This is a genomic window from Pseudocitrobacter cyperus (assembly GCF_039889165.1).
GTDB lineage: Bacteria > Pseudomonadota > Gammaproteobacteria > Enterobacterales > Enterobacteriaceae > Pseudocitrobacter > Pseudocitrobacter cyperus.
In genome coordinates, this window is record NZ_JAYMYY010000002.1 from 522,782 (window position 1) to 534,816 (window position 12,035).

The following is a 12,035-nucleotide window of genomic DNA, read 5'->3' on the forward strand; positions in this document are numbered from 1 at the left end:
ATTTTCTTCCTTATTTCCGTGGTTGCTCTGCGAGCGTCGTCGCCGTTGGCGTGGCGATATTCGCCGCCAGGTCGGGCGCAGGCATTTGCCGATGCGTCTGTTCCTGAATTAACGATTCCGGTTTCGGCGCGCGCTCTGGCTGGCCTGCTCCCTGGCAGGGCAGGAACAAGCCATTGAAGCGATCTTTCGGCAACGGGTCCGGCATGGCGATTTCGCACTGCGCCGCGCCATCCCAGCTCACCTGCATACGCTCGCCCGGATTGACCCCCGCCAGATAGACATTGCCGTCATCGTCCACCAGCCCGACCGTCTGCAGGCGCGCATTCTTCACTTCTGCGCCGAACGGTGGAAAATCACCGTTGCGCATGCGGATCACCGCCATCGCTTTTTCGCCGCTGATCACCGAGAAGTGACGATAGCCAATCGCCCCTTCGGTGAGCGTGGCCTGCACCACCGACTGCGTCGCTTCCGCGTTCTCCGGCATGTTGTTGAGGTCGATACGCGCCTGGCTGCGGTAGTAGCTGTTCACATCGCTGATCACCGCTTTACCAAAGGCGTTGGTTTTCACCTGCGCGCCGTAGCCGCTCACCGGCACATCCGACACCCCTTCGGCATCCACCAGCAGACGGGTGCCGCCAGGCGTCACCACGCGGTGCAGCGCGCCGCCCTGCGCCGTCAGCGTCGCCCCGCCGCGCAGCGTCATGCCTGCCGAGGTGTACTGATTATTTTCATAGTTGGCGCTGACATCGACATCGGCCCAGGTGCCCTTATGGCTGTAGTAGCCGCTAACGCTGGCGTCATGCTCGTTATTGCCCACGCTGAGCTGATAGTTGTTGGCGTCGTTCAGCCGCGAGTAATAGCTCACCTGATTTGAGTGCATGCTGGAACCATACGCGCCGTTATAGCTGACGGTGCTGTCATTGCCCCACGGAATGGAAAGCGAGAGGTAGACGCCATCATCGGTTTCATCGTCATATTCGTTGCGATAGCCGGTGAAGGTCACGCTCAGGTTTTTGAAATCGCCGATATCAAAATAGTGCGAGATCATCAGGTTGTAGTTATCTTCCGTCCCCCGATCCCAATAGGTGTGGCGGGTATAGTTGAGATAGACCGTGACGCCGATATCCTGAAAGCTCTGGTTATAGCTGACGGTGTACATCTCTTTGTCATGCCCGGTGCGCTCGTTCTCATACTCCAGCGAGTCGAGGTATTCGCCCATGGTCATGAAGTTCTCTTCCGAGAAGCGGTAGCCGGCAAACATCAGGCGGCTGTTCATTTCATCAAAGTCTTTGGCATAGCTCAGGCGAAACGAGTTACCCTGGATAGTGCCGTCGCCGTAGGCGCTGTTATCCGGCAAATGGGTGCTGGAGTGGGTGACGTCCAGCGCCAGCGCCCCAAGCGCGGCCATGTCGCGGCCAATCCCCAGCGCCAGCGCCTGGTAGTCGTTTTCGCCAATCGCGCCGCCGTACAGCGACCAGCCGTTGCTGATCCCCCAGGAGGCTTCCCCCGAGGCGAAGGCGTCTGCGCGCATATGGTGATCCCAGTTTTGCGGGCGGCCGGTGGCCATCCGATAGCGCACCTGTCCTGGGCGCGTCAGGAACGGAATGGAGGCAGTACTGACGTTATATTCCTGTACCTGCCCGTTCTGCTCTTCGATGCGCACATGTAAATCGCCGGAGACCGATTCGTTGATATCCTGAATGCGGAACGGCCCCGCCGGAACCTGCGCTTCATACAGTACGCGGCCCTGTTGGCTGATGGTGACTTTGGCGTTGGTTTTCGCCACGCCGGAGACATCCGGCGCATAGCCGCGCAGGTTCGGCGGCAGCATCTGATCGTCTGAACGCAGGCTGGCGCCGATAAAGTTGAAGCTGTCGAAAATATCGGAACTGAGGCTATCTTCGCCAAGGGTCAGTTGCGAGTGGATTTGCGGCAGCGCGCGGAAAGCGTAATAACGACTCCAGTCCCACTGGTGACGGCTGGTTTTATAATCATCGCCCTTATCGCGCTGGTAGTTACCCTGCCAGTCGGCGCGCAGACGCCACGGCCCGACGTTAACGCCGACGGTGCCGTTGCCGCTAATATCATGATCATCACTGCCATCGCTCTGTTCGCTGTGCCGCCACTGACCGTTAAGGTTGTAATCAAATAGCAGCCCTGGGATGCCCTCATCCCAGCGAGCCGGAGGATCCCAGTTTTGATCGGTATATTCCAGATACGCTTGCGGAATAATAATATTCAGTTGCGAGTGCGTCAGATCGGCGGAAATTTCCACCGCATCCAGTTGGCCCGGTTTCAGACAAGCGCCCTCTTTTACCCACTGCAACGTTTTCACGATTTCGGGTTTTAACCCCAGCTTCGCCACCAGTTCCGGCGAGAGACAGGCATAGGTATCACCCGGGTTGTCATCATCACTCAAATAGGTAATTTGCTGCTCATCGGCCAGCGGGGATTTATTTACCACAACCTGTAAGGAATATTGCCCAGGCAGCACATAACCTTTGCGGGAAAAACGGTTGATATCAATACGGTCGCCGTTTTTTACATCAAGAAACTGCGTATTAAATTGAACAACGTCATCAGCATAGGCCACCTGCCAATATCCGGAGGTAATTGCGCCGATCAACATTGCCAGCGCAGTAACACGAAATCGGGAATTAAAATCCATTATTTCACCCGGCTCTTTAATAACTTATTATTTTTGTTATGAATGCTGCGTGAGCAATGCCCACGCAGCATAAGAACGATTACTGATATTCGATCTGGAAATTCGCCACGCTGGTAAATTCCCCCAGATCAACGGAGGTACCGCCAGTGTCGCCCACCAGCCAGGCTTTGAAGTCAGCCTGTTGAGTCGCCAGACCAACGCCTGAAGAATTAAGAATCAGTTTTTGAGAGATAGCGTCACCCAGTTTCTTCGCATTACCTGCGCTATCGCCGATCACCAGGCTTGCGCCTTTCAGTTCACCAGAAACGCCCATCAACGCCAGGTTATCCTGAGTGGCGATCGCCCCTACCCCCTGGAAAGTGGTGGTCATTGTCTTTTCGTCAGTGAAGGTGCAGTCCTGTAAACCGATATGGAAGCTGACCGCAGTCGTTTTCTTACCACCAATCAAGGAACCTGTACCGATATGACCCATATTGATGGTCTGATCTTCATCGCCAACCACGATAGAGCACGGGGACTCTTCGATTTTTCCTTTAAAAGTCACTTTACCGGTGTTAACCGCATTTGCAGACGCAACCACGCCCATGGTCATTGCGGCAGCAATCACCATTTTTACTGTGTTATTCATTGTTCATCCTTAAATGATTATTTTAAGCAGAGCCTCATTCCCATTCTCCTACGCCATGTCAGTAACAACATAATAGGCACACCACATCACACAAGAGATGCTAATGATATATATTATTTGTGTAAGAGCTTATTTTAATGTTGACAAAAATCGCTTTACGACTTGTAACGACAGGCTGGTTGAGAACGTTGAAAAATATAATTTGAGGTGGTGACAAAGACAAATATTAAATATAGATATTCATTAGGGAAATATTCCCCAGAGAAATAACCACGAAAACATGAACAACTTTTTTCCGATTGTAAAGCAATAAACCCTATGCATTAGAGAAAAAGCATTTTTTTCTAACGGGGAAGATCAAAATATACACATTGATATTCAACGGCACAATGCATTCAAAAGAATAAATCCAGAAATAAAATATTGTGGTAATTTTAAAGAGCACAAAATGCATAAAGATAATATAGAAATCAAATCATGAAATTTGCTATAAAATTAACAGCCACGCACTATCTTAAATTAAACAATATCTATTCTGAGAGAGTTCTTTAATTATTTGATTATATTTTCAGAAGGTAAGAAGAGCGATGAAACAAGGGGATCAACTTGTGGACGAATGCCTTTTGCCTCATGCGCCCACAAATATCGGGATTAAAATGGCGCGAGCAAGCTGGCGCGGACTTTAACTACCGTTTTTTTAATATCCAGCGATAGCGCTACGCTACACCCCGGTTTATGCGGCTCCCCCGGCATAAACACTGCGAACATACCCGGTGTTAACGTCACAGCCTGCTCATTCTCTATCGCGCTGCAAAGCTGATAATCCTCATCCTTATGTACCTCTTCACACTGCCGTGCCGCCCCGCCGACACCGAAATAAATCCGCTCCTCTCCGGTCAATAAAAGCTGGATATCCACATACTGCATATGCAGCTCCGCTTTTTTACTCTCAGCAGGCTGTGTGGAAAATGCCATCACATTCATAAAGATATCGTCACCGCGCAGCGCATAGCGCCCCGGCTCTTTTTCCTGTGGACGTGCGGTTAATGCCAGCGTTAGCGCCTCGGCCAGCACAGGATGCAATCCTGCAGAGCTTAACGCCTGAATATCCCCAGTTACCATGATTGTTCTCCCTGAGCCAGCAGCGCGGCCCCCAGTAATCCGGTGTCATGTAGATAGTGCGCCGATTGTAATGTGACCTGATAAACGGCTGGCTCCTGCGCCAGAAATGTTTCCACCTGCGCTAAATACCCTTCTGCCAGCCCAACGCTGCCGCCAATGACCACGCACTGGCAATCGGTCGCCGCTTTCACATCAGCGATTAATCTTGCCAGCGCGTGTGCCGAGCGATGGATAAGCTGAATCGCCTGGTCATTGCCCTGCCCGGCGCGAGCAAAGATTGTTCTGGCATCACACCCGGCGAGTTCACCCTGTGCCGCTGCCGCAATCCCGCGCCCGGAGGCAATCGCTTCCACACAACCGCGACGTCCACAGCCGCACATAGGCCCGTTCGGGTCGGCCAGCGTATGCCCCAGATGCCCGGCCAGACCGCCCGTTCCGGTAAACAGTTTGCCGTTGCTTACCACGCCGCCCCCCACGCCCGTGGAAACGGTGAGAAAAACCATGTCACGATAATCACCATGCAGGGCATGATATTCCGCCCAGGCCGCCGCCTGTGCGTCATTCACCGCAAACGCAGGCAGCCCGGTTATCGCTTCCAGCGTTTTTGTGAGTGGGAAATTTAGCAGGCCGCCCAGATTATCAGGGTTAATCGCCAGCAGAACGCCATCACGAATAATACCGGTTGAGGCAATCGCCACCCGCGTGGCGCGAGGGACAAGCGGCTCAACCAGCGTCTGCAAAGCGGCGCGTAGCGCATCCGGCGTTTTGCTCCCCGGCGTGGGAAGTTCGCGACGCGCCACGAGGTTCAGCGCATCATCCACCAGCGCAGCAGCCAGTTTGGTGCCGCCGATATCAATCGCTAACGTGGTCATGAAACCGCCTTTTTTAACGCCGCGTTGTACCACTGACAGATGTGTTCCAGCCGCGTAATGGCTGACCCTACCGTTACCGCCCACGCACCGTGGCGCATCGCCTCTGCCGCCTGCGCTGGCGTGTTGTAGCGCCCTTCGGCAATGACCCGACAGCCCGCGTCGCTTAAAGATGTCACCAGCGCGAAGTCTGGCTCTTCCGGTGTATGCGGCGTGGTATAACCGGAGAGCGTAGTGCCAATAATGTCCGCGCCCAGCCGCTGGCAGACCATGCCGTCATCAAACGTTGAGCAGTCGGTCATGGCCAGTAAACCGTGCTGATGAATCTGCGCCAGCAACGCCGCTACGCTCGCCGGACGAGGGCGATCTGTACCATCGACGGCAATGATATCGGCCCCCGCCCGCGCCAGTGCATCCACATCCTCTGGAAAAGGCGTGATACGCACCGGCGAATCATCAAGGTCGCGTTTGAGAATGCCAATTATCGGGATGGAAACGAGCGCACGGGTGGCCTGTAAGTTCGCCACACCTTCAATACGCAGCGCGACCGCGCCCGCCTGCTCTGCCGCCAGCGCCATCGCCGCGACGATTTCAGGCTTATCGAGTGGACTGTTGGGTACCGGCTGGCAGGAAACAATCAGACCGCCGGAGACCGCAATCCTGTTATTAAGCTGTTCAAGTAAAGACATCATCATATCCCTGGTTAACTTTTACTTTTCGCTAATCCGCTTTTATCGCCGCCAAACGGCACCGCGCCGCTGAACGGTTTGCCGTCGATCGCATCGTGAGTGCGTAGCGCTTCCGGGCGGATCCAACGCTGAACGCGCGTCGGCATATCAAGGCCGATCAGCAGGATCACCACAAATGTCAGGCTGAAGGAGAGCGAACCCAATGCGGTACCCAGATCCAGCCGTTGGGCGATCAATGCCCCGAGGATCGGCGCCAGCGCACCACCGAGAGCACCCACGTTGTAGGTAAAACCGAGGCCCGCCGCACGTTGATCCGTTTCGAAATAACCGCCGATCAGCTTCGGTAAGATCCCGGAGATCCCCTGCCCCAGCATTTGCTGGAAGAAGAGTAACAAGCCCAATACCCAGACGTTTGTGCCGCCAATCGCAAACACCGGAATGATCAGCAACTGTGAGGCCAGCAGACTGCACACATAGGCTTTGCGGGTGCCCAGCCAGTCGCCGAGGAATCCACCCACACAGCAGCCCACCGCCGCGCCAAAGCCGCTGAAGAACAGGACATTTGCTACCGTATGCGGGTCATAGGCCAGTTCGGTTTTCAGATAGGTCGGCAACAAAGCCTGAATCGGCCAGGAGTAGAGGAAGGCAAACAGCACCACCACCATCAGCATGACGCCAGTCGGCCAGCGTTTGCCGCTGCTTTGCACCATAAAGCTGATAAAGATAATCGCGCACACCAGGCCCAGCAGCGCCACCAGCCCGGCAATGCGCGCTTCACCCGCAAAGCAGTACCACAGCGATGCACCCGCGACGCAGGTCATGATGATGTTCATTACCCGATACTGACCACGATAGAGAATATCGACCATCGTGCGCACCGGGGCTTTGCCTTCGTGTTTCGCTTTCCAGTCTTCCGCTTCCGGGATGTTTTTACGCAGCCACAGCGCAAAGACGATTGGCACAATGCCGATGAAAAACAGCGCGCGCCAGCCCCAGACGGGCACGACCAGGCTGTAGACCTGTGCCGCAATAACAGCACCGACGGAGAAGCCGGAAATCAGGAAGCCGCTGGCTTTATTGCGTAGCTGTTTTGGCCAGCTTTCGATGACATAGGTGGCGCTGGAACCGTATTCCCCCGCCATTCCCATGCCGATCACCAGACGGGCGATAAACAGGGAGGTGTAGCCCGGAGCAAAGCCGCAGGCGAGGGTTCCTGCCGAAAAAAGAATGATACTGGTGACCATTGCCAGACGACGACCGTAGCGATCGCCCATTGCGCCAAGCATCAGGCCGCCAAACCAGCGAGAGATAAAGGCAGCGGAAATCAAACTTGCCGCCTGTACTGTGGTTAAACCGAACTCCCCCTGCACTTCGGTCAACACCAGGGCGATTAAGACAAAATCAAAACCATCAAGCAAATACCCCAACCAGGCGGCGGAAAATGCCCGCCACTGCGCCCGGTTGAGATGGCGATACCACGGGATGTTCTGGGTTGTTGTACTCATGGTGAGTCTCCCGCGGTGGGCTTAGCCCACGCGCTTCGGTATGAATGTGTTTGGATGGGTGCGGGTTCTCCCCCTCACCCTAACCCTCTCCCTCAAGGGAGAGGGAACCGACCGCGCCAATAGTCATGTGTGTGCGGTTTTCCGGGGGGAGGGTCAGCTCCGTTCCTGCATCAACTGCTGCGCCAGCGCTTTCAGCTCCGGCAGGAATTTCTCATCCACCGGAGCGAACGGTTTGCGGCACAGCGGTACGGAGACCACATCCATGTAATGCAGCACCGTTTTCAGCCCACGGAAGACGCCGACTTTGATCAGCAGGTCGATCACCTTGTTACACTCGCGCTGCAACTGCTGCGCCTTCGCGATATCGCCCGCTTTCAGCGCCTGCGCGATCCCCATGTAACGCCAGCCCATGATGTTGTAGGTGCTGCCGATCCCGCCATCGGCCCCCGCCAGCAGGCCAGAGGCGAAGATTTCGTCGTAACCGTTGTAAAGCACCAGATCCGGATGTTCACGGCGGATCTGCTCCATCTGATACAGATCGCCCGAGGTCTGTTTCAGCGCGCCGACGCCCGGCAACGTGACCAGCGTGTTGATTTGATCCAGTGTCAGTTTTACACCACTCAGCGCCGGAATGTTGTAGACCACCATCGGTAATCCATCGGCCGAATCAATAATTGCGCGATAGTGATCGCAATGCTCTTCGAAGCTGAATGGATAGTAGAACGGCGTTACCGCTGAGACGGCGTCAAAGCCATAACGTTTTGCCGCTGTCGCCAGTTGCTGGCTTTCCGCCGTGCTAACACAGCCGACGTGGGCGATCAGGGTGATTTTCCCTTTGCCCTCTTCCGCCACAATTTCAAGCACTTCTTCTCGCTCGGCGAGGCTCTGAATAAACGCTTCCCCGGTAGACCCACCCACGTAGACGCCATCAATACCCTGCTCGATGTTAAAACGTACCAGCCGACGCAGGCTCTGTTTATCAATCTTCTGTTGTGCGTCGAAAGGGGTAAGAAGCGCGGGCATTACGCCCCGTAAGTTGCTAGCCATACATACCTCATAGTGATGTTTAATCGGATTAACTGTGTACCTTTATACCTGTTATACCAGATCGCTTTTGCAGCAGCGTAATACAGAAAGCTTATTGTGCGATCAACTTCACTAATTCGATCGCCGGTATGGGATCACTTGCGGGATTTTTTGGCTTTGCCGAAGGCGTGCCAGGTGGCAGAGACGCTGTTCAGGTGGGTTTGCAAAGCGCGATCCGCTTCGTCCGGGTCGCGGGCGCGGATAGCGTCAACAATGGCGATATGCTGTTGATAACTCACATTGTTGTGCTCGTGGAGTTCCTGATCCGCCACTTTCGGGCGAGCGGCAATCAGCCAGTCGAGAAGCGCAACATGGATTGCCATAAAGATAGGGTTGCCGGGAATTTCCGCCAATACGCGATGGAAGTCGACATCCGAGCGGATAAACTGCGCGTTGTCATCCAGCGCCTGGCTGTTGATCTCCAGCGCTTTACTCAGTAGCGCAATTTGTTCATCCGTGGCGTGTTCGGCGGCATAGCGCACCAGGCTTGATTCAAAGAACAGGCGTAACTGTTCAAAGTGGGCAATGCCGCCAGGATGCGAGAGGAAATCTTTCGCCATGCCGGAAAGCTCACTGATGATCGTATCGGCGGAGGGCACCGAGACGCGTGCGCGCTCTCCGTTGTTGATCTGTACCAACCCTTTACGCTTGAGAGCCGCCAGCGCTTCACGTACAGAGGGACGACCGACGTTAAAAAACGTCATCAGTTCGCGCTCGGACGGAAGCTGTTCCCCTTCCCCAAATTCACGGCGGCGGATCATCTGCTCAAGCTCTTCTTCCACCATTTCGGACAGTTTCTTACGCGCCAGCGGACGGCGGCGCAGGCTATTGCCGATGGTGTCTTCTGAGTTGGAATCAAATGCGCGCATAGGTACCGTTTAACCTGGAAAGATAGGGAAAAATTACTGCGTTTTCATCATATCACAAAATGTGCGGCTGAAATGCGTGACGGGAGATGTTGTGTCTCAGATGAAAAAAAACAGACCCATTTGGGTCTGTTCTTACCAGGTTACTTCACAACGCGGAGCGCCGGGCGGCCACCGCGCGGCGGCGGCGTATCGTCCGGGTCGGTGTCGTCGTCGTGATCCGGCTTATCGCCGTCGATGACCGACATCACCGTTTCGTTTTCCACGACTTCAAGGTCGTCGTTGTAGCCTTCTGCATCTTCGCCATAGGCTGTCTCCGGCTCGAACATGGTGCCAGCACCATTTTCACGCGCGTAGATAGCCAGCACAGCGCTCAGCGGTACGGAAACGTTACGCGGAACACCGCCAAAACGGGCGTTGAAGCGAACTTCATCGTTCGCCAGCTCAAGGTTGCCCACCGCGCGCGGCGCGATGTTCAGGACTATCTGGCCGTCACGGGCGTACTCCATCGGCACCTGAACGCCTGGCTGCATAACATCAACGACCAAATGCGGCGTAAGCTGGTTGTCCAGCAGCCACTCATAAAATGCACGAAGCAGATATGGGCGGCGCGGAGAAAGCTGTGACACATCCATTCAGTTAACCCCGGCCAAGGCGCATTTCGCGCTCGGCTTCCGTTAAGGAGGCAAGGAAAGAGTCACGTTCGAAGACGCGGGTCATGTAGCCCTTCAGCTCTTTCGCACCCGCGCCAGCCATTTCAATGCCCATTACCGGCAGACGCCACAGCAGCGGTGCCAGGTAGCAGTCGACCAGGCTGAACTCATCGCTCAGGAAGTACGGCTTCTGGGTGAAGACCGGCGCAATCGCCAACAGCTCTTCGCGCAGTTGCTTACGTGCAGCGTCAGCCTGAGCCGCAGACCCCGTCATGACGACGTTCATCAGCGTATACCAGTCTTTCTCAATACGTTGCATGTACAGGCGGCTTTCACCACGTGCGACCGGGTAAACAGGCATCAGCGGCGGATGAGGGAAACGCTCATCCAGGTATTCCATAATGATGCGGGATTCCCACAGAGTCAGTTCGCGATCTACCAGTGTCGGTACGCTTTGATTCGGGTTGAGGTCAATCAGATCCTGCGGTGGATTGTCCTTTTCCACGTGCTCTATCTCAAAGCTGACACCTTTTTCAGCCAGCACGATGCGGACCTGATGGCTATAAATGTCAGTAGGACCAGAAAACAGCGTCATTACCGAACGTTTGTTGGCAGCGACAGCCATGAAAACCTCCAGGTATATTCAGAATTTTTACTGCTACCAGCCACACAGTGGCTAGCCAGAAGTGTGTCCCCATCCTGCGTTGAGTGGTATTCCTGCTTGCAAACCAAACAAAAATTGAACAATCACCCGCATTTGGGCAGAAAATTGGATGATAGTTTACCAGATTTTGCACGGCTTGTGGTGAGTGGATTCTGGAAATCCGGAAAAAGAACCCAGAACCCTCCAATATTGCATGCATAAAAAAACCCGCCGAAGCGGGTTTTTGCGCAAATTGTATTCTGCCTGAGCAGAAACCAATTAACGTTTGGAGAACTGAGGACGACGACGTGCTTTACGCAGGCCGACTTTCTTACGTTCAACCTGACGAGCATCACGGGTAACGAAGCCTGCTTTACGCAGTTCGCCACGCAGGGACTCGTCGTACTCCATCAGAGCGCGGGTGATACCGTGACGGATCGCACCAGCCTGACCAGAGATACCACCACCTTTAACGGTGATGTACAGATCCAGTTTCTCAACCATGTCGACCAGTTCCAGCGGCTGACGAACTACCATGCGGGCAGTTTCACGACCGAAGTACTGTTCCAGAGAACGTTGGTTGATAACGATTTTGCCGTTGCCCGGTTTGATGAAAACGCGAGCTGCGGAACTTTTGCGGCGACCAGTGCCGTAGTATTGATTTTCAGCCATTGCCTATAATCCCGATTAGATGTCAAGAACTTGCGGTTGCTGTGCCGCGTGGTTGTGCTCGTTACCTGCGTAAACTTTCAGTTTACGGTACATAGCACGACCCAACGGGCCTTTTGGCAACATGCCTTTAACCGCGATCTCAATCACACGCTCAGGACGGCGAGCAATCATTTCTTCGAAGGTCGCTTCTTTGATACCACCGATGTGGCCGGTGTGATGGTAGTACATTTTGTCAGTACGCTTGTTGCCGGTTACAGCAACTTTTTCTGCGTTCAGAACGATGATGTAATCACCAGTATCTACGTGCGGAGTGTATTCCGCTTTATGCTTACCGCGCAGGCGACGAGCCAGTTCAGTAGCCAGACGGCCCAGAGTTTTACCGGTCGCGTCAACAACATACCAGTCGCGTTGAACGGTTTCTGGTTTAGCTGTAAAAGTTTTCATTAAAAGCTTACCCAAATAAATAGTTACACGTTGGTGAACACCCAAACGTTTAGTCAGTTGAGGTTCACACGACAAAGTCCGGCAAACCTACCCCTTCGAATAGCTAATGCCAGCACACAGAAAGTTTCGGGAAAAAAACCTTCTTGTAACGTGGGGTCGCAAGATTATAGAGAAGTCGGGGTTAAAGATC

The 12,035-nt window shown here is 54.2% G+C and carries 12 protein-coding genes; all 12 read right to left on the reverse strand.

Annotated features, from left to right (window positions below):
* Positions 1-10: 10 nt before the first annotated feature.
* Positions 11-2,668 (reverse strand): outer membrane usher protein, encoded by a 2,658-nt coding sequence (locus VSR74_RS11275; RefSeq protein WP_347794815.1) that lies wholly within the window; start codon positions 2,666-2,668, stop codon positions 11-13.
* Positions 2,669-2,747: 79 nt separating this feature from the next.
* Positions 2,748-3,296: a fimbrial protein gene (locus VSR74_RS11280; protein WP_347794816.1), complete on the reverse strand. Its 549-nt coding sequence runs from the start codon at positions 3,294-3,296 to the stop codon at positions 2,748-2,750.
* A gap of 651 nt (positions 3,297-3,947) precedes the next feature.
* Entirely contained in the window at positions 3,948-4,418 is a 471-nt protein-coding gene (gene nanQ / locus VSR74_RS11285) for an N-acetylneuraminate anomerase (protein ID WP_347794817.1), read from the reverse strand.
* Complete coding sequence (nanK, locus tag VSR74_RS11290) at positions 4,412-5,290, reverse strand: N-acetylmannosamine kinase (protein ID WP_347794818.1); 879 nt, start codon at positions 5,288-5,290, stop codon at positions 4,412-4,414. The genes nanQ and nanK overlap by 7 nt, the downstream gene beginning before the upstream one ends.
* Complete coding sequence (locus VSR74_RS11295) at positions 5,287-5,976, reverse strand: N-acetylmannosamine-6-phosphate 2-epimerase (RefSeq protein ID WP_347794819.1); 690 nt, start codon at positions 5,974-5,976, stop codon at positions 5,287-5,289. Before VSR74_RS11295 ends, nanK begins: the two co-directional genes overlap by 4 nt.
* A 14-nt stretch (positions 5,977-5,990) precedes the next feature.
* Positions 5,991-7,481: an MFS transporter gene (locus VSR74_RS11300; protein WP_347794820.1), complete on the reverse strand. Its 1,491-nt coding sequence runs from the start codon at positions 7,479-7,481 to the stop codon at positions 5,991-5,993.
* 153 nt (positions 7,482-7,634) lie between these two features.
* Complete coding sequence (gene nanA / locus VSR74_RS11305) at positions 7,635-8,528, reverse strand: N-acetylneuraminate lyase (RefSeq protein WP_347794821.1); 894 nt, start codon at positions 8,526-8,528, stop codon at positions 7,635-7,637.
* Positions 8,529-8,662: 134 nt separating this feature from the next.
* Entirely contained in the window at positions 8,663-9,436 is a 774-nt protein-coding gene (gene nanR / locus VSR74_RS11310; protein WP_347794822.1) for a transcriptional regulator NanR, read from the reverse strand.
* Positions 9,437-9,576: 140 nt separating this feature from the next.
* Positions 9,577-10,068 carry a ClpXP protease specificity-enhancing factor gene (gene sspB / locus VSR74_RS11315; protein ID WP_347794823.1) on the reverse strand — a complete coding sequence of 164 codons (492 nt, stop codon included), beginning with the start codon at positions 10,066-10,068 and terminating at the stop codon, positions 9,577-9,579.
* A gap of 4 nt (positions 10,069-10,072) precedes the next feature.
* On the reverse strand, positions 10,073-10,711 hold the full coding sequence (sspA, locus tag VSR74_RS11320; RefSeq protein ID WP_015962805.1) for a stringent starvation protein SspA: 639 nt from the start codon (positions 10,709-10,711) through the stop codon (positions 10,073-10,075).
* Between the two features lie 297 nt (positions 10,712-11,008).
* Positions 11,009-11,401 (reverse strand): 30S ribosomal protein S9, encoded by a 393-nt coding sequence (gene rpsI, locus VSR74_RS11325; RefSeq protein WP_000829815.1) that lies wholly within the window; start codon positions 11,399-11,401, stop codon positions 11,009-11,011.
* Positions 11,402-11,416: 15 nt separating this feature from the next.
* Positions 11,417-11,845 (reverse strand): 50S ribosomal protein L13, encoded by a 429-nt coding sequence (gene rplM, locus VSR74_RS11330; protein ID WP_347794824.1) that lies wholly within the window; start codon positions 11,843-11,845, stop codon positions 11,417-11,419.
* Between the last annotated feature and the right edge of the window lie 190 nt (positions 11,846-12,035).